This window comes from Geodermatophilus aquaeductus (assembly GCF_900182545.1).
Lineage (GTDB): Bacteria > Actinomycetota > Actinomycetes > Mycobacteriales > Geodermatophilaceae > Geodermatophilus > Geodermatophilus aquaeductus.
Genome location: NZ_FXTJ01000001.1, coordinates 839,024 through 855,799, shown reverse-complemented (window position 1 = coordinate 855,799; position 16,776 = coordinate 839,024). Strand labels below are relative to the sequence as shown.

Below are 16,776 nucleotides of genomic sequence, written 5' to 3'. Positions count from 1 at the left end.
GCGCCTGCGGTCAGGGCGCGGCGGTCACCTGCTCGCCGATCTGGAGCACCTGCTCACGGGTCAGCACCTGCGGTGCCAGCAGGCGGAAGAACCGCCCGTCCGGGAGCTGGCCGAGCAGCGTCCAGAACGGCGGGCTGCCCGTGTCACCCGCCAGCAGCGCCAGCCGCCCCGGCCGGCCCTGGACCGTCACCGTCTCCACCGGCGCGGCCGTCGGCATCCCGTCGAGGAGCTCGTCGATCGTCCCGGTGAACTGCGGCCCCATCGCGCTGAGCCGCAGCGACTGCCGCGGATCGGCGTCGCTGACCAGGTCGAGGCTCCGGCTCTCCTCGTAGCCGCCCACCGACCAGCCCGCGGGCGCGAGGCCGAACTGCAGCCCCACCGGCTGCGGCCGGTCGACGATCGACTCCCCCACCACGGCCAGCGTCTCCGGGCTGGCCTGGGCGCCCTCACCCGCCAGCCACACCCACCGCCCGTCCGGCCGCTGCCACAGCAGGCTGACGGTGCCGTCCTCCCGCCAGACCTCCGCCGGGACCCCGTCGACGCTCGCCGTCGCGGTCGGCTCCCCCTCCGGCCAGAACCCGTACTCCTCCGACGACCGCGGGTCCTCGGGGAACAGGCTCAGCAGCACCCGCCCCCGGTCGGCGGACGAGTAGTCGGCCACGTAGTACGGCGGTGTGCTCCCGTACTGCGGCATGCCGCCGCGGCGGCTGTAGAGCGGGACCAGCCCCTCGGGCACGGGGTCCAGGGACACCGGGAAGGTGACCGCCTCGGCGGCGACGAGCGCGATCCCGCCGGGCGTGGACGCAGGTGGAGCTGGGCGCGGGGGCACGGCGTCGTCAGGGGCGAGGACGGCGGTCGTCCACGCGGCGGCGACGGCGACCACCGCGGCGCCGAGGCGCAGCGACAGCCGCCGGCCGGGCAGGCGGGTGCGCCACCGGCCGCGGGCGGTCCGCGCGGTGTCGATCTCCGACAGGAGGGCGGCGCGGGCGGCGGCGCGGACCGCGGGCGACAGCGGCGGCGCCTCGGGACCGGCCTCGCGCAGCAGGGTGGTCTCGTTCACCGGGTCTCCTCGGGTGCCGCGTCGGACAGCAGGTCGGACAGCGCGCGGGCGTCGAGCACGGCGCGCGTCTGGCGGCGGGCGCGGTGCAGGCGGGAGCGGACGGTCCCCACCGGCACGTCGAGGACGGCGGCCACCTCCTCGTAGGACAGGTCGGCCCAGGCGACGAGCAGCAGGACGTCGCGGTCGGGCGCCTTGAGGCCGGCCAGCGCGGCGGCCAGTGGACCGCGCAGCGACTGCGCGTCGAGCCGGTCGTGCGGATCGTCGTCGGGACGGGCGTCCGGCTCGGCCGCCACCCGCGCCAGCGCCCGGTAACGGCGGCGCTCGGCCCGCGCGGCCCCGTGCACCAGGTTGGTGGCGATGCCGATCAGCCAGGGCCGCACCTCCAGGTGCTCGGGCCGGTAGTCGGCGCGGCGCCGGAAGGCGACCAGGAACGTCTCGCTCAGCAGGTCGTCCGCGAGCTCCCCGACCCGCCGGCCGAGGTAGCGGTGCACCGCGGTGGCGTGCCGGTCGAACAGCGTGGCGAAGTGCTCCGGCTCCGCCAGCGACGCGGCGAGGACCTCGGCGTCGGTCGGCAGTGACGACGGCAGCGCGCGCAGGTGGACGGCGTCCGACGGCGGGTCCGCCGACCGGTGCACGGCGAGGGCGGTGGCGGCCGGTGGCGAGCCGGACGCGGACGGGAAGGGGGTCACACCTCTCCATGTCCGGTGCGCCGGAACGGGTTCACGCGCGCCCGGTGAGGTCCCGCTCGTAGTACAGCGAGCAGCCGGCGTCGGGATCGTCGACGTAGCCGCCGAACGCGGGGATCGGCCGGTAGCCGGCGCCCTCGTACAGCGCGATCGCCTCCGGCTGGCGCGGGCCGGTCTCCAGCCGCAGCACGGTCCAGCCGCGCGCCCGGGCCGCGTCCTCCAGGCCGGCGAGCACCAGCTTCGACACGCCCCGCCCGCGCGCCTCGGGCACGACGTACATGCGCTTGACCTCGGCCACGCCGTCGCCCAGGGTCCGCAGCGCCCCGCACCCGAGCGCCGTCCCGGCGGCGTCGCGGGCGACCAGCACCACGCTGACGTCCGCGGCCGACGGCGTGGTCCCCGGCTCGGAGTCGCCGTCGTAGCGGGCCCGCAACTCGGCCTGCTGCGCGGTGGCCAGCCGCTGCACGTCCTCGTCGTCCCACGACGCCGCGGCGAGCCTCACCGGCTGATCCCGTGCAGGAGCAGCGCGGCCAGCTCGCGGTAGGCGGCGGCGTCGTCGAGGCCGGTGGCACGCGCGGTGTCCCCCCGTCCGATGCGCGACATCAGCGTGGTCACCGTGTCGGCCACCAGCCCGGCGTGCACCTCGCGGAACCGCCCGGCCGCCACCCCCTCGGCGATCATCGCGGTGACCCGCTCGGCGGCGGCCGCCGTGTTGTGCTCGTAGACGGCCCGGCCCGGCGGGAACGCCTCCAGGTCCCGGTGGAAGGCCCGCGACGCCGGCGTCAGCTCTGCGGCGACCGCCTCGAGGTAGGCGGTGACCCGCCGCGCCGGGTCGCTCTCGCCGGCGGTCCGCGCCTCGACGGCGGCCGTCGCGCGGCGGAAGAAGTGCCGCACCACCCGGACGGCGAGCTGCTCCTTGCTGTCGGCCAGCGCGTACAGCGTCGTCTTCGAGCAGTGCAGCCGGACGGCGAGGTCCTCGAGGGTGAACCCGGCGAAGCCCTCGGCGAGGAACACCTCGGTGAGCTGGTCGAGCAGCTGGGCCTGGCGCGCGGTCAGCCGCCGCTCGCCGGTCCCCTCCACGATCCCCGTCGTCGCCACGGCACCTCCCGGCCGGACAGCATGCGCCTGGACGTCGGACAGTACCGGCGTATCGTTCCCAGTACTGCTGTGCCCGTCCGCGACGAGGGGGACCCGTGGCCGTCGACCGAGAGCTGCCCACCCAGGAGGCGGCCGACCTGATCGCGCTGACCCGCGAGATCGCCGACGCCGAGCTGGCGCCGAGGGCGGCCGCGTACGAGCGCGAGGAGCGCTTCCCGCGTGAGGTGTTCGCCCTCCTCGGCGAGACCGGCCTGCTCGGGCTGCCCTTCGGCGAGGACGTCGGTGGCGGCGGCCAGCCCTACGCCGTCTACCTGCAGGTGGTCGAGGAGCTGGCGATGCGGTGGGCCAGCGTCGCGCTCGGGGTGAGCGTGCACACCCTCGCCTGCGGGCCGGTCGACCGGTTCGGCACGCCCGAGCAGCGCGAGCAGTGGCTGCCCGAGATGGTCGGCGGCCGCCTGCTCGGCGCCTACTGCCTCTCCGAGGCGCACGCCGGCTCCGACCCCGCCGCCATGCGCGCGAGCGCCAAGGCCACCGACGACGGGTGGCTGGCCTCCGGCGAGAAGGCCTGGGTCACCCACGGCGGGCACGCCGACTTCTACTCGACGTTCCTGCGCACCCCCGACGACGGCCCGAACGCCATCTCCTGCTTCCACCTCACCCCCGACCTGGCCGGCTTCAGCGCCGCGCCGCCCGAGCAGAAGATGGGCCTCACCGGCTCCACCACCGCCGCCATGCGGCTCGACGACGTCGCGGTGCCCGGCGGCCGCATGGTCGGCGAGCCCGGCCGCGGCCTGGCCATCGCCCTGTCGGCGCTGGACTCCGGCCGGCTCGGGGTCAGCGCGGTCGCCGTCGGGCTGGCCCAGTCCGCGCTCGACGTCGCCGTCGCCTACGCGCTCGAGCGGGAGGCCTTCGGCCGGCGAATCGTCGACCACCAGGGCGTGGCGTTCCTGCTGGCCGACATGGCCGCCGCCGTGGAGTCCGCCCGCGCCACGTACCTGGTCGCCGCCCGCCGCAAGGACGCCGGCAAGCCGTACTCGCGGCAGGCCAGCATCGCCAAGCTCGTGGCCACCGACGCCGCCATGAAGGTCACCACCGACGCCGTCCAGGTGCTCGGCGGCGCCGGCTACACCCGGGACCACCCCGCCGAGCGGTACATGCGCGAGGCCAAGGTCATGCAGATCTTCGAGGGGACCAACCAGATCCAGCGGATGGTCATCGGCAAGCACCTGGCCCGGGAGGCCACCCCCGCCAACGGCTGAACCGTGCAGGACGCACGGCCGACTCGTGACGTCTGTCAATTGGACCCGGCGCACGAGCGGGAGAGACTCGGAGCACACCGCCTGACGAGGAGCCCGAGATGCCCGAGCCGCACCTGCGCGCCGCCGACACCGACCGCGCCGCCGTCGTCACCCGCCTCGACGAGTCGCTGGCCGAGGGCCGGCTCGGCCTGGCGGAGTACGAGGAGCGGTCGGCGCGCGCGCACGCCGCCGTCACCTACGGCGACCTGGCCGAGCTCACCGCGGACCTTCCCCGCCCCTCGAGCCCGGCACCCCGCCCGGAGCCGCGGCCGGTCGCCCGGGCCGCGTACGGCGGCGCCTGGCACGGCGCGTGGGGCCACGGCGACGACCTGCGCGCCGCCTGGACCAGCTGGCTGGTGACCGGGGTGATCGTCGTCGGGATCTGGCTGGTCTCGATGCTCGGCACCGGCGAGCTGCAGTACCCGTGGCCGGTGTGGGTGGTCGGTCCGTGGGGCGCGGTCCTGCTGGCGCGCACGATCGGCGAGCGGCGCCGCGGCGAGCTGCGGTCCTGAGCGGGTGGGTCCTCCCGGGCCCGGGTAGGGCCTCCGGGACCGCAGTCCCAGCCCCGGGAGGACCCCCGTGCACACGCTCACCGAGCGCTTCACCGCCGCACTGCACCACCTCGACGCCGAGCGTGACCCGCAGCCCCTGGTCGACCTGACCGGCGAGGACGCCGACCTCATGAAGCTCAACCAGGACCACGAGGCCCGCGGCCAGGACGGCGCCCGCCGGTTCTGGGAGGACTACCGCAACGTCTTCGGCGACCTGGAGACGACGTTCACCTCGAGCACCGTCGGGGAGCGGACGGCCGCGCTGGAGTGGGAGTCGCGCGGCACGCTGCGCAGCGGGAAGCCGTTCACCTACCGCGGCGTCACCGTCATCGAGGGCGACGGCTCCGACGACGGCCTGCTCACCGGGGTGCGCACCTACTACGACTCCGCCGCCTTCCTGCAGGAGACCGCCGGCACCGCCTGAGCGGGCTCACCCGCCGTCGGTCACCGAGCTCAGGCAGACGGTGAGGACGGCGTCGTAAGCGGCATGCAGGCGGGCGAGCTCGTCGTCGCTGCGGGTCCCGCCGACCGGCGGGTAGCCGTACTGCAGGTCGCCGTCGGCGGCCGTGCCGACGGTGAAGCCGTACGGCAGCAGGCAGCCGGTCAGCGCGTCGCGCAGGACCGGGTCGGTGGTGGCCGACACCCGGACCCACGCCAGCGGCAGGGCCGGCCGGGACGCGGACCCGTCGGTCCGGGGGACGTCGCGCAGCGTCACCTGCGGCGCGCCGTCCCCGGCGACGTCGACGAGCTCGGCGCCGTCGTAGACCGGCGGGTCCACCTCGGCGGCCAGGACCCCGTCGGCGCCGGGGAGGTCGGTCCACACGCGGCCGACCGCCCCGTCGTCGAAGCGCAGCGTGCCCGAGGAGTACCGCGCGGTGTCCCCGGGACGGCCGACGACGACCAGCAGGGTGCCGGCGGCGGCGGTCTCCAGCAGCGCCACGGGCTGGTCCCCACCGCCGCGCTCGGGCGGCGCGAGCATCCTGAGCTCGCCGGCCGCCGCACCGGCCGGGCCGCCGAACCAGGCGGAGACGAGCTGCCCCTCGGCCTCCCCCATCACCAGCGCCCACCGGCGGCCGCCCGGCAGGTCGCCGGCGAACAGCACGCGGCGGGTCGAGGCCGGCGGGTGCAGCTCGGCGCCCATCACCCCGAGCGGGGCGGACCACTCGACGGCCGCGACGCCGGCGACGAAGTCCGCGTCGTCGGCCAGGGACCCGCGGGTCGGGGCGTCGTACACGCGGGCCTGCGCCGTCGGCTCGGTGGCGACCTGCCCGGCGACCGGGCCGGCGTCGGGGAGCACCGCCGGGACGGCCGCCCCCAGGAGCGCGACGGCGACCGCTCCGGCGGCCCAGGCGACCCGCGTCCGCCGCTGCCGGCGGGACAGCGCGACCGCGGCGGCGGCCGTCTCCTCCCCGCGGGGCAGCCCGGCGCCGGCGGCCAGCCGGTGCAGCGCGTCGCGGACGTCGGTGTCGAGGTCGGTCACGACGGGCTCCCGTCGGTCGAGGGGCTGGTCCGGGTGGTCAGGACCCGGCGCACCGCGGCCAGGCCCCGGGCCGTGTGGGTGCGGACGGTGCTGGTCGAGCAGCCGAGCAGCCGCGCCGTCTCGGTCTCGGTGAGGTCCTCGTAGAAGCGGAGGACGAGGACGGCGCGCGCCCGCGGGGAGAGCTGGTCCAGCGCACGCCGCAGCTCGTCGGAGAGGGCGTGCGCGTCCTGCCAGTCGTCGGTGGCGCGCTCGGGCAGCGTCTCGAGGACCTGCTCGCCGTTCATCAGCCGTCGTCGCCAGCTGAGGTGGCAGTTCAGCAGCAGGCGGCGGACGTAGGCGATCGGCACGTCGGCGGCCTGCACCCGCCGCCAGTGCCGGTGGGTGCGGGCCAGCGCGGTCTGCACGAGGTCCTCGGCGTGCCCGCGGTCGCCGGTGAGCAGGTAGGCGGTGCGCAGCAGGGCCGCCTCGTGCGCGACGACGAAGGCGGTGAACTCGTCCCGGTCCGCGCCCATGCCACCCCGCCCTCGTGGAGGTCCCCACCCAGTGGACTCCCCGGGCCCCCCGGATCCGTGACACCGGCGGACGACGATCCGGTCCCGGCGGGCACGAGAGCACCCCTGCGGGCCGCGGTGTTCCACGTGGAGCACGGGCCCCCGGGACGCAGAACGGCCCCCGGGGATCCCGGGGGCCGTTCGTGTCTGGGTGGGCAAGGGGGGAGTTGAACCCCCACGTCCTCTCGGACACACGGACCTGAACCGTGCGCGTCTGCCATTCCGCCACTTGCCCTGGCGAGGAGCCACATTAGCAGCCGTCCGGCGTGACCCCGCGGAGGGGTCCGTCGTTCTCCGAGGTGTCCCTGCCGGGAGGCTCGCCGCGCGTGGCGGAACGCGTTCCTGGCCGGTCGGCACCCCGGTCCCCGGCTACGATCAGTCGGAGGGCCACCTGTCCGGGCGAGCGTGGAGGAGCGACTGTGGGCGTGCTGCAGCGCTTCGAGCGACGGCTCGAGGGCATGGTCGGCTTCGCCTTCGCGCGCATCTTCAAGGGCAAGGTCCATCCTGCCGAGATCGCCAAGGCACTGCAGCGGGAGGCCGACGAGCAGCGCTCGGTCATGGGCGAGGGGCGGGTGCTGGCCCCCAACGTCTACGACGTCCGGCTCGGCCCCACCGACTACGACAACCTCGCCGAGTGGTCCGGCCAGTTGGCCTCCGAGCTCGCCGACATGGTCTCCGAGCACATCGACGACGAGGGCTGGCAGGTCTTCGGCCAGGTGCAGGTCCGCCTCGAGCGCGCCGAGGACCTCCCCACCGGCGTCTTCGAGGTCAGCTCGCACGTCGCCGACCCCGCCGCGCGTCCCGGCTCGCGGGCCGACGCCGTCGCCGTCCCCCCGGCACCGCCGGTGCACGCCTCGGGCGCCGTCCCGCCGCTGCCGCCGCTGCCCGGCCGGGTGGCCACCGACACCGGCCGCCAGCACCCGTCGGTCGTCGGCCGCGCCGGCGCGAAGCCCGGCCTCACGCACGTGCTCGTCGTCGACGGGCCGGGCACCCGTCACGAGCTCACCACCGGCCGCAACGTCATCGGCCGCGGCACCGACGCCGACATCCGGCTGCCCGACACCGGCGTCAGCCGCAAGCACGTCGACGTCGTCCTGGACAGCGGCACCGCCGTCGTGGAGGACCTCGGCTCGACCAACGGCACGCTGGTCAACGGCCGCCGGGTGACCCGCCAGGCGCTGTCGGACGGCGACGTCATCCGCATCGGGCACTCCGTGCTGGTGTACCGGCAGGACGGCGCATGAGCGGGTGCCGGCCGTGACCGCCGAGATCGTCCTGCAGGTCTTCCGCTTCGGGTTCCTGCTGCTGCTCTGGCTGTTCATCTTCGCCGCGTTCCGGGTCGTGCGCGCCGACCTGTTCGGCGGCCGGACCGGACGGGTGGCCTCGGTGCCGCCGCGCGCGGCCGCGCCCGGCCGCAAGCGCGGCCGCGGCCCGCGCACCCTGGTGGTGACCGCCGGCCCGCTGACCGGTACGAAGATCACCCTGGGCGAGCAGCCGATCCTCATCGGCCGCGCCGACGACTCGACGCTCGTGCTCACCGACGACTTCGCCAGCTCGCGGCACGCGCGGCTGACCAACCGGGGCGGGCAGTGGTACGTCGAGGACCTCGGGTCGACCAACGGCACCTACCTCGACCAGCAGCGGGTCCAGGGCCCGCTGCTCGTGGCTCCCGGCCAGCCGATCCGCATCGGCCAGACCGCCCTGGAGCTGCGCTCATGACCACCGCACGCACGACCACGCAGGCGACCACGGGGAGCGGCAGAGCACACGTGAGCAGGGTCCGATGAGTCTCGCGCTGCGCTACGCCGCCCGCTCCGACCGCGGCCTGGTCCGCGGCAACAACCAGGACTCGGTCTACGCCGGGCCGCGGCTGCTCGCCGTCGCCGACGGCATGGGCGGGCACGCGGCGGGCGACGTCGCCAGCAAGGTCGTGATCGCGGCGCTGGAGCACCTCGACGAGGACGCGCCGAGCGGCGACATGCTGCAGGCGCTGCGCGAGGCGGTCTTCGACGGCAGCGAGCACCTGCGCGAGGTCATCCGCGAGTCCCCGCAGCTGGAGGGCATGGGCACCACGCTCACCGCCGTCCTCTTCGCCGGCGGCCGGCTCGCGCTCTGCCACGTCGGCGACTCCCGCGCCTACCTGCTGCGCGACGGCGTCTTCACCCAGATCACGCACGACGACACGTTCGTGCAGACCCTCATCGACGACGGGCGGATCACGCCCGAGGAGGCCAACCACCACCCGCAGCGCTCGCTGCTGCTGCGGGCGCTCAACGGCCAGGACGTCGACCCCGACCTGTCGATGCGCGAGGCGCGCGCCGGCGACCGCTACCTGCTGTGCTCCGACGGCCTGTCCGGCGTGGTCAGCGAGGAGACGCTGGCCGAGGCGCTCAAGGACCCCGACCCGCAGTCGACCGCCGACCGGCTCGTGGAGCTGGCGCTGCGCAGCGGCGGCCCGGACAACATCACGGTGATCGTCGCCGACGTCGTGGAGGACTCCGGCAGCGGCTTCTCCATGGAGCCGGTGGTCGACGGCGCCGCCGGGGACAACCGCGGCCAGCGCGAGGTCGACCCCCGCTCGGCGGCCGGCCGGGCCGCGCTCGCCGACCCCCCGCCGGCCCCTCCGCCACCACCGACCAGCACCTCCACGGCAGCCGCCCCCACCGACCGCCGCCGCCCTCGGCGGCGGCTGTTCGTCGCTGGGGGCCTGGTGCTGCTCCTGCTCGCCGGCGGCATCGCCACCTGGCTGTGGGTGCTCACCCACTGGTTCGTCGGGGTCGCGGCCGCCGCCGACGGCGGCGACCGGGTGGGCGTCTACCGCGGCTTCAACACCGAACTGCTCGGCCTGGACCTCTACCGCGTCGACGACGTCACCGACATCGCCCTCGACGACCTGAGCTCCTACGACCAGAACAGCGTGCGGCAGGGCATCGAGGCCGACGACGCCGCCGACGCGCAGCGCATCGTCGACGACCTGCACGACACCACCCTGCCGCCCTGCGAGACCAAGCCGTCCACCCCTTCGGACGACGCTCCCCCGTCGGCCGAGACCTCGCTGCCGCCGCTCCCCGACGGCGGGCTGCCCTCCCCGGACACCGGGGTCGTGCCCCCGGACGCCGGAACGGACAGCAGCACCGAGGCCGCGCCGACGTCGGCATCCCCGACCTCGTCGCCCGAGCCGGGAGTGGACTGCCGGGAGGCGGAGTGATGGGCGGCCCCACGACCGACCCGCGCGCGGCCGCGCCGGGAACGGTCCCGCCCAAGCGGCGCAACACCGAGCTGGCGCTGCTGGGGTTCGCCGTCCTCATCACGCTCGCGGCGCAGTGCATCGTCGACATCACCGTCACCGGGTCGCTGCGCGCGGACCTGTTCACCTTCGGCGGCTGGTTCACCGCGCTGTGGGTGGCGGTGCACCTCGTCGTCCGCCGCTTCGCCCCGTACGCCGACCCGCTGCTCCTGCCGGCCGTCGCGGTGCTCACCGGCCTCGGGCTGACGATGATCCACCGGCTCGACCTCGCGGGCCTGCAGGACGGCGAGGCCACCCGCGAGGACGCGCCCGTGCAGCTGCTGTGGGCCACCGTGGGCGTGGCGCTGTTCGTCGCCGTCGTCGTCGTGCTGCGCGACCACCGGCTGCTGTCCCGCTTCGCCTACACCCTCGGCCTCGTCGGCCTGGTGCTGCTCGCGCTGCCCGCGGTGCTGCCGGCGTCGATCTCGGAGGTCTACGGCGCCAAGATCTGGATCCGGGTGGCCGGCTTCAGCATCCAGCCCGGTGAGTTCGCCAAGATCTGCCTGATCGTCTTCTTCGCCGCCTACCTCGTCGACAAGCGCGACGTGCTGGCGCTGGCCAGCCGCCGGGTCATGGGCCTGGAGCTCCCCCGCGGCCGCGACCTCGGCCCGGTGCTCGCCGTGTGGGTCGTGTCGATCCTCGTGCTGGTCTTCGAGCGCGACCTGGGCAGCTCGCTGCTGCTGTTCGGCATCTTCGTCGTGATGCTCTACGTGGCCACCGAGCGGGCGAGCTGGCTGCTCATCGGCGTGGGCCTCTTCGCCGGCGGCGCGTTCCTCGCCTACCAGGTCTTCGGCCACGTGCAGGTGCGCGTGGACACCTGGCTGGACCCCTTCGCCTACCGCGACGAGGGCGGCTACCAGCTGGTGCAGTCGCTGTTCGGCCTGGGCACCGGCGGGCTGTTCGGCGCCGGGCTGGGCGGGGGCCGCCCCGACCAGGTGCCGGTGGCCAAGAGCGACTTCATCGCCTCGGCGATCGGCGAGGAGCTCGGTCTGTTCGGGCTGGTCGCGGTCATCGTCATCTACCTGGTGCTGGTCGAGCGCGGCCTGCGCACGTCGCTGATCGTCCGCGACGCCTTCGGCAAGCTGCTCGCCGGCGGCCTGGCCTTCGCCGTCGCCTGGCAGCTGTTCGTCGTCCTCGGCGGCGTCACCGGCCTGCTGCCGCTCACCGGCCTGACGACGCCGTTCGTCGCCTACGGCGGGTCCTCGCTGGTCGCCAACTTCGGCCTGGTCGCCATCCTGGTGCGGATCAGCGACGCCGCGCGCCGGCCGGCCACCCCGCCCGCGCCGCCCAAGGCCGCCTTCGGCGAGGCGCCCACCGAGGTGGTGTCCCGGTGAACGCGCCCCTGCGCAAGGTGGCGATCAGCGTGCTGGTGCTGTTCACGCTGCTGATCGTCAACGTCAACTACATCCAGGTCGTGCGCTCCGACGAGCTGCGCGACGACTCGGGCAACACCCGGGTGCTCACCGAGGAGTACTCCCGCGAGCGCGGCTCGGTCGTCGTCGACGGCACCGAGGTGGCGCTGTCGGTGCCCACCCAGGACACGCTGGAGTACCTGCGCCAGTACCCGCAGGGGCCGACGTACGCCGCGGTCACCGGCTACTACTCGCTGATCTACGGCGCCTCGCAGATGGAGGACGCGGAGAACGACGTGCTCGCCGGCTCCGACGCGCGGCTGTTCACCCGGCGGCTGGCCGACCTGTTCACCGGCCGCGACCCGGCCGGGGGCGACGTCGTCCTGACCCTCGACGCGGGCGTGCAGGAGGCCGCGATGGCCGGGCTCGAGGGGGTCACCGGCGCCGTCGTCGCGCTCGACCCCTCGACCGGGGCGGTGCTCGGCATGGCCAGCACGCCGACCTACGACCCGGGGCAGCTGTCCAGCCACGACCCCGCCGCGATCCGCGCCTACGCCGAGGAGCTCGGGGCGATGGACGCCGACCCGCGGCTGAACCGGGCGACCCAGGACAACTACCCGCCGGGGTCGGTCTTCAAGGTCATCGTGTCGGCGGCCGCGCTGGCCGGCGGCGAGTACACCCCGGAGACGGTTATCCCGGCCCCGGACCTGCTGACCCTCCCGGGCACCTCGACCACGCTGGAGAACTTCGGCGGGTCCTCGTGCAGCAGCAGCCAGGAGCAGTCGCTGATCGACGCGCTGACCATCTCCTGCAACACCGCCTTCGCCCAGCTGGGCATCGACCTCGGCGAGGACCGCGTGCGGGAGATGGCCGAGGCGTTCGGCATGACCGGCGACGGCCTGGAGATCCCGCTGGGGGTCGCCGGCAGCAGCGTGGGCGACATCGAGAGCGAGGCGGCGCTGGGCCAGAGCTCGATCGGCCAGCGCGACGTCCGGATGACCCCGCTGCAGGCCGCGATGATCGCCGCGGCCGTGGGCAACGACGGGACCCTGATGACGCCCTACCTCGTCGACCAGGTGCGCGCCCCCGACCTCACCGTGATCGACCGGTCGGACCCGGAGGAGCTCTCCACGCCGGTCACGCCCGAGGTCGCCGACCAGCTGCAGGAGATGATGGAGAGCGTCGTGGCCAACGGCAGCGGCCGGGCCGCCCGGATCCCCGGCGTGGCTGTGGCCGGCAAGACCGGGACCGCGCAGGTCGCCGAGGACGTGCCCGACCACAACTGGTTCATCGGCTTCGCCCCCGCCGACGACCCGCGGATCGCGGTCGCGGTGTTCGTGGCGAACGGCGGGGGTACCGGCGGGGACACGTCCGCGCCGATCGCCCGCGACGTGATGCAGGCCTATCTCGAGGGTCAGGGGGGCTGATGGCCCTGTCCACCGGCACCATCCTGGCCGGCCGCTACGAGATCACCGAGCCGATCGCCACGGGCGGCATGGGCGAGGTCTGGCGGGCGCGCGACCGCGTCCTCGACCGCGTCGTCGCGGCCAAGGTGCTGCGCAGCGAGTTCACCGGCGACCCGAGCTTCGTCGCCCGCTTCCGCAACGAGGCCCGGCACACCGCGGCGCTGTCGCACCCGAACATCGCCTCGGTCTACGACTACGGCGAGACCGAGGCCGGCGGCCCGGGGCAGACCCTGGCCTTCCTCGTCATGGAGCTCGTCGAGGGCAAGCCCCTGGTGACGATCCTCCACGAGGAGGGGCGGCTGCCGGTCGACTGGACCCTGCACGTGCTGGAGCAGGCCGCCGACGGGCTGTCGGCCGCGCACGCCGCCGGGGTCGTCCACCGCGACATCAAGCCGGGCAACCTCATCGTGCGGCCCGACGGCGTGGTGAAGCTGACCGACTTCGGCATCGCCCGCACCCGCGACGCCACGCCGCTGACCCGCACCGGGATGGTGGTCGGCACCGCGCAGTACCTCTCGCCCGAGCAGGCACAGGGCATGGAGACCACCTCGGCCTCCGACGTCTACTCCCTCGGCGTCGTCGGCTACGAGTGCCTGACCGGCGGGCGGCCCTTCGACGGCACCTCGCAGGTGGCCATCGCGCTGGCCCACATCAACCGCCCGCCGCCCCCGCTGCCCGGCGAGATCCCGCCGGCGGTCCGGCTGCTCATCGAGCGGGCGCTGGCCAAGGACCCGCACGACCGCTTCTCCGACGGCGCCGACTTCGCCGCCGCCATCCGCTCGGTGGCCGCCGGCAACGGCCTGGCCCCCGCGCCCACGTCGGGCACCGGGATGCTGGCCGCCGCGCAGACCGAGGTGATCCCCGAGGTCGACGCCGACGGCACCCGCGTCCTCGGCGCACCGGCGACGGGCATGGCCGCGGGAGCCGCCGGGCCGCGCACCGGCGGCCGGCACGCGGCGGGCGCACGCACCATGCCGCCGCTGCAGGGCCCGCCCGTCGACGGCGACGACGACCGGACCGGCTGGAGCGGGCAGCCCGCGCAGCGCCGGGGCGGCAACCGCCGGCTGCTGTGGGCGCTGCTCTCGCTCCTGCTCGTGGCCGGCGTCATCGCCGGTGCGTACTTCCTCCTCGCCGACACCGGGGACGACGGCAGCGGCGGCAGCGCCGCCGGGACGACGTCGACCAGCGCCACCGCCAGCGGCAGCGCCACCGCGAGCCAGCAGCTGGTGAACATCCCCGCCGCCTCCCAGTACATCGGCGAGGACGCCGAGGACGTCCGCAACGAGCTCGAGGAGGCCGGCCTCGAGGTGACGCTGGCCGACGCCGACGCCGACCAGCTGGCCGCCGCGGGCGTCGACCTGAACGCCGGCGAGGTGGCCGCCGTGGATCCGGCCGGCCTGCCGGTGCCCCGCGGCACCGGCGTCACGCTGTTCGTGGCCCAGGAGGACTACACCGTCCCGGAGACCGAGGAGGACTCCGGGGACGACGGCAGCAGCGGCCAGGACGACGGCGGCTCAGGGGACAGCGGTTCGGGCAACGGCGGCTCGACGCCGACCCAGACGTCGACGTCGACCTCCACGTCGACCTCGACGTCGTCCAGCACTCCTCCGCCCCCGGCGCCGACCACGACGACGACTCCGCCGCCCGCGCCGACCACGACGGTCGCGCCCGGCACCACGGCACCGGAGCCGCCGCCGACGACGGTCGAGCCCCCCGTCGACGAGGGCACCGGGCCCGAGGCGGAGGGCAGCCCGGCGCCGGGCGCCGGGAACGCCGCCGCGCTGGACGGGACGGCGTGACACGGCTCCCCCGCGCCGCCCGGGAACGGGCCTTGTCAGCCGTTAGGGTGACCGCCGGAACCGGGCCCGCGCCCGGCGCTCCCGCCTGCCCGGGGGCGCCCGCCGGCCGCCAGAGCACCGCCCGAGAGGACCACCGATGACCACCCCCCAGGTGCTCGGCGAGCGCTACGAGATCGGCGGGGTGCTCGGCCGCGGCGGCATGGCGGAGGTGCACCGGGGCCGGGACCTGCGGCTCGGCCGCGAGGTGGCCGTCAAGGTGCTGCGCAGCGACCTCGCGCGCGACCCGTCGTTCCAGGTGCGCTTCCGGCGGGAGGCCCAGGCGGCGGCGTCGCTGAACCACCCGTCGATCGTCGCGGTGTACGACACCGGCGAGGACCGGTCCCCGAGCGGCGCGACGCCCTACATCGTCATGGAGTACGTCGAGGGCGAGACGTTGCGCGACGTGCTGCGCCGCGAGGGCGTGCTGCCGCCGGAGCGGGCGATGACCCTCGCCGCCGACATCTGCGCCGCCCTGGACTTCAGCCACCGCAACGGCATCGTGCACCGCGACGTGAAGCCCGGGAACGTGATGATCACGCCCCAGGGCACCGTCAAGGTGATGGACTTCGGCATCGCCCGCGCGGTGTCGGACTCCGCCGCCACGATGACCTCCACCGCGGCGGTCATCGGCACCGCCCAGTACCTCTCCCCCGAGCAGGCGCGCGGCGAGGCCGTCGACGCCCGCTCCGACGTCTACTCGCTCGGCTGCCTGCTCTACGAACTGGTCACCGGCGCGCCGCCGTTCACCGGCGACTCGCCGGTCTCGGTCGCCTACCAGCACGTGCGCGAGGACCCGCGGCTCCCGTCCTCGGTCAACCCGGCCATCCCGCCGGAGCTCGACGCCATCGTCATGAAGGCGATGAGCAAGAACCCGGCGAACCGGTACCAGTCGGCCGCCGAGATGCGCAACGACCTGCTCCGGGCGCTGGCCGGGCAGCGGGTCGAGGCCACGCCGGTCATGGGCGACGAGGAGAAGACCACCATCCTCGGCGCCACCCCGGGTGCCTACGGCGACGGGGACTGGGACGACGACGAGGCCGCGCGCCGGCGCAAGCGCAACCGCGTGATCGCCCTGGTCGTCGGCGCGCTCGTGCTCATCGGCGCCGTCGTCGGGGTGGCCCTGCTGGTCAACTCCGGCGACGACGAGCAGCCGCAGGCCGCCGCGCAGGTCGCCGTGCCCGCGAACCTGGTCGGGCAGACCGAGGAGCAGGCCCGCGCCGCGATCGAGGCCGCCGGCCTCACGGTCGCCGCCGAGGTGACGCGGCAGCAGGTCTCGGACGAGGCCCAGGTCGGCACGGTGCTCGACACCGACCCCGACAGCGGCGCGCAGGTCGAGGAGGGCAGCGAGGTCGCCCTGACCGTGGGCGTCGCCCCCGACACCGTGACCGTGCCGCAGGTGGTCGACCTCGACGAGGACCGGGCCCGCACGGCGCTCGAGGACGCCGGGTTCACCGGCAACGTCAACTCCGACCAGGCCGACTCCCTCACCGAGGAGGGCACCGTGGTCGCGGTGGACCCGGAGGAGGGCACCGCGGTCGCGCCGTCCACCACCGTCACGCTGTCGGTCTCCGACGGCACCGACGCCGTCCCGGACGTGGCCGGCCAGGCCCAGGACGCCGCCCGGCAGGCGCTCCTGGACGCCGGGTTCACCAACGTGACCGTCAGCGAGGTGGACTCCGACCAGCCGGCCGGCACCGCGATCGCGACCAACCCCGCCGCGGGTCAGCAGGCCGGCGCCGACCAGGCGATCACCCTGCAGGTGTCCGGCGGCGCGGCCGAGATCAGCGTGCCCACCGCGATCGTCGGCCAGACGGAGCAGCAGGCCCGGCAGACGTTGGCCGCCGCGGGCTTCACCGGCACGATCACCATCGTCGACCTCCCCGCGGACGGCGGCCAGACCGTGGGCACGGTCGCGGGCAGTGAGCCGACGCCCGGCTCGTCCGTGGCGCCCGACGGTGAGATCCGGCTCATCGTGTACCGGGAGGCCCCGGACGAGCCGACCGGCGGGGGTACCGGTACCGGCGAGGAGAACACGGGTGGCGGTCCTGGCGGCGGTACGGGCGGTACCGGCGGCTGAGGCGTTGCAGAGACGACAGAAGGGCCCCTCCCG

General features: G+C 75.3%; 16 protein-coding genes and 1 tRNA gene. 10 read left to right on the top strand and 7 right to left on the bottom strand.

Features of this window, described 5'->3' with window-relative positions; translation table 11 throughout:
* Positions 1-10 precede the first annotated feature (10 nt).
* The 4 genes from FN207_RS04195 to FN207_RS04180 are packed head-to-tail and all read right to left on the bottom strand — an operon-like array spanning position 11 to position 2,844.
* A complete protein-coding gene (locus FN207_RS04195) occupies positions 11-1,060 on the bottom strand; it encodes a hypothetical protein (RefSeq protein WP_142457028.1) in 1,050 nt (349 codons plus the stop codon).
* Positions 1,057-1,749: an RNA polymerase sigma factor gene (locus FN207_RS04190; protein ID WP_246065745.1), complete on the bottom strand. Its 693-nt coding sequence runs from the start codon at positions 1,747-1,749 to the stop codon at positions 1,057-1,059. The genes FN207_RS04195 and FN207_RS04190 overlap by 4 nt, the downstream gene beginning before the upstream one ends.
* Before the next feature lie 31 nt (positions 1,750-1,780).
* Entirely contained in the window at positions 1,781-2,248 is a 468-nt protein-coding gene (locus tag FN207_RS04185; protein ID WP_142457027.1) for a GNAT family N-acetyltransferase, read from the bottom strand.
* On the bottom strand, positions 2,245-2,844 hold the full coding sequence (locus tag FN207_RS04180) for a TetR/AcrR family transcriptional regulator (protein WP_246065744.1): 600 nt from the start codon (positions 2,842-2,844) through the stop codon (positions 2,245-2,247). Before FN207_RS04180 ends, FN207_RS04185 begins: the two co-directional genes overlap by 4 nt.
* 95 nt (positions 2,845-2,939) lie before the next feature.
* On the opposite strand from FN207_RS04180, the gene FN207_RS04175 reads away from it, so the two are divergent.
* The 3 genes from FN207_RS04175 to FN207_RS04165 all read left to right on the top strand — a co-directional run bounded on the left by FN207_RS04175 (position 2,940) and on the right by FN207_RS04165 (position 5,117).
* Positions 2,940-4,103, top strand: a complete 1,164-nt coding sequence (locus FN207_RS04175) for an acyl-CoA dehydrogenase family protein (protein ID WP_142457026.1) — start codon at positions 2,940-2,942, stop codon at positions 4,101-4,103.
* A 98-nt stretch (positions 4,104-4,201) separates the two neighbouring features.
* Complete coding sequence (locus tag FN207_RS04170) at positions 4,202-4,654, top strand: DUF1707 SHOCT-like domain-containing protein (RefSeq protein ID WP_142457025.1); 453 nt, start codon at positions 4,202-4,204, stop codon at positions 4,652-4,654.
* Positions 4,655-4,721: 67 nt separating this feature from the next.
* Complete coding sequence (locus FN207_RS04165; RefSeq protein ID WP_110909039.1) at positions 4,722-5,117, top strand: nuclear transport factor 2 family protein; 396 nt, start codon at positions 4,722-4,724, stop codon at positions 5,115-5,117.
* A gap of 6 nt (positions 5,118-5,123) precedes the next feature.
* On the opposite strand, the gene FN207_RS04160 is transcribed toward FN207_RS04165, so the two are convergent.
* The 3 genes from FN207_RS04160 to FN207_RS04150 all read right to left on the bottom strand — a co-directional run bounded on the left by FN207_RS04160 (position 5,124) and on the right by FN207_RS04150 (position 6,959).
* Positions 5,124-6,173: a hypothetical protein gene (locus FN207_RS04160; RefSeq protein ID WP_142457024.1), complete on the bottom strand. Its 1,050-nt coding sequence runs from the start codon at positions 6,171-6,173 to the stop codon at positions 5,124-5,126.
* A complete protein-coding gene (locus tag FN207_RS04155; RefSeq protein WP_142457023.1) occupies positions 6,170-6,685 on the bottom strand; it encodes a SigE family RNA polymerase sigma factor in 516 nt (171 codons plus the stop codon). The genes FN207_RS04160 and FN207_RS04155 overlap by 4 nt, the downstream gene beginning before the upstream one ends.
* A 191-nt stretch (positions 6,686-6,876) precedes the next feature.
* Positions 6,877-6,959, bottom strand: a tRNA-Leu gene (locus FN207_RS04150).
* Between the two features lie 184 nt (positions 6,960-7,143).
* Here FN207_RS04150 and FN207_RS04145 point away from each other — a divergent pair.
* From FN207_RS04145 to pknB, 7 genes are all read left to right on the top strand, one after another.
* Entirely contained in the window at positions 7,144-7,968 is an 825-nt protein-coding gene (locus FN207_RS04145; protein ID WP_142457022.1) for an FHA domain-containing protein, read from the top strand.
* Positions 7,969-7,981: 13 nt separating this feature from the next.
* Positions 7,982-8,443: an FHA domain-containing protein FhaB/FipA gene (locus tag FN207_RS04140; RefSeq protein WP_110909121.1), complete on the top strand. Its 462-nt coding sequence runs from the start codon at positions 7,982-7,984 to the stop codon at positions 8,441-8,443.
* Between the two features lie 64 nt (positions 8,444-8,507).
* Entirely contained in the window at positions 8,508-9,932 is a 1,425-nt protein-coding gene (locus FN207_RS04135; protein ID WP_142457021.1) for a PP2C family protein-serine/threonine phosphatase, read from the top strand.
* On the top strand, positions 9,932-11,344 hold the full coding sequence (locus tag FN207_RS04130; RefSeq protein WP_142457020.1) for an FtsW/RodA/SpoVE family cell cycle protein: 1,413 nt from the start codon (positions 9,932-9,934) through the stop codon (positions 11,342-11,344). Before FN207_RS04135 ends, FN207_RS04130 begins: the two co-directional genes overlap by 1 nt.
* The gene (locus tag FN207_RS04125; RefSeq protein ID WP_142457019.1) at positions 11,341-12,789 is read left to right on the top strand and encodes a peptidoglycan D,D-transpeptidase FtsI family protein; all 1,449 of its coding nucleotides are present in this window, start codon (positions 11,341-11,343) and stop codon (positions 12,787-12,789) included. The genes FN207_RS04130 and FN207_RS04125 overlap by 4 nt, the downstream gene beginning before the upstream one ends.
* Positions 12,789-14,627: a serine/threonine-protein kinase gene (locus FN207_RS04120; RefSeq protein ID WP_142457018.1), complete on the top strand. Its 1,839-nt coding sequence runs from the start codon at positions 12,789-12,791 to the stop codon at positions 14,625-14,627. The genes FN207_RS04125 and FN207_RS04120 overlap by 1 nt, the downstream gene beginning before the upstream one ends.
* 136 nt (positions 14,628-14,763) lie before the next feature.
* A complete protein-coding gene (gene pknB / locus FN207_RS04115; RefSeq protein ID WP_142457017.1) occupies positions 14,764-16,743 on the top strand; it encodes a Stk1 family PASTA domain-containing Ser/Thr kinase in 1,980 nt (659 codons plus the stop codon).
* The last annotated feature ends 33 nt before the right edge of the window (positions 16,744-16,776 follow it).

Excerpts from the sequence above, each read along its gene's own strand:
- FN207_RS04170 (WP_142457025.1), top strand. The coding sequence starts at position 4,202 with ATGCCCGAGCCGCACCTGCGCGCCGCCGACACCGACCGCGCCGCCGTC.
- FN207_RS04155 (WP_142457023.1), bottom strand. The coding sequence starts at position 6,685 with ATGGGCGCGGACCGGGACGAGTTCACCGCCTTCGTCGTCGCGCACGAG.
- FN207_RS04135 (WP_142457021.1), top strand. The coding sequence starts at position 8,508 with ATGAGTCTCGCGCTGCGCTACGCCGCCCGCTCCGACCGCGGCCTGGTC.
- FN207_RS04130 (WP_142457020.1), top strand. The coding sequence starts at position 9,932 with ATGGGCGGCCCCACGACCGACCCGCGCGCGGCCGCGCCGGGAACGGTC.
- FN207_RS04120 (WP_142457018.1), top strand. The coding sequence starts at position 12,789 with ATGGCCCTGTCCACCGGCACCATCCTGGCCGGCCGCTACGAGATCACC.
- pknB (WP_142457017.1), top strand. The coding sequence starts at position 14,764 with ATGACCACCCCCCAGGTGCTCGGCGAGCGCTACGAGATCGGCGGGGTG.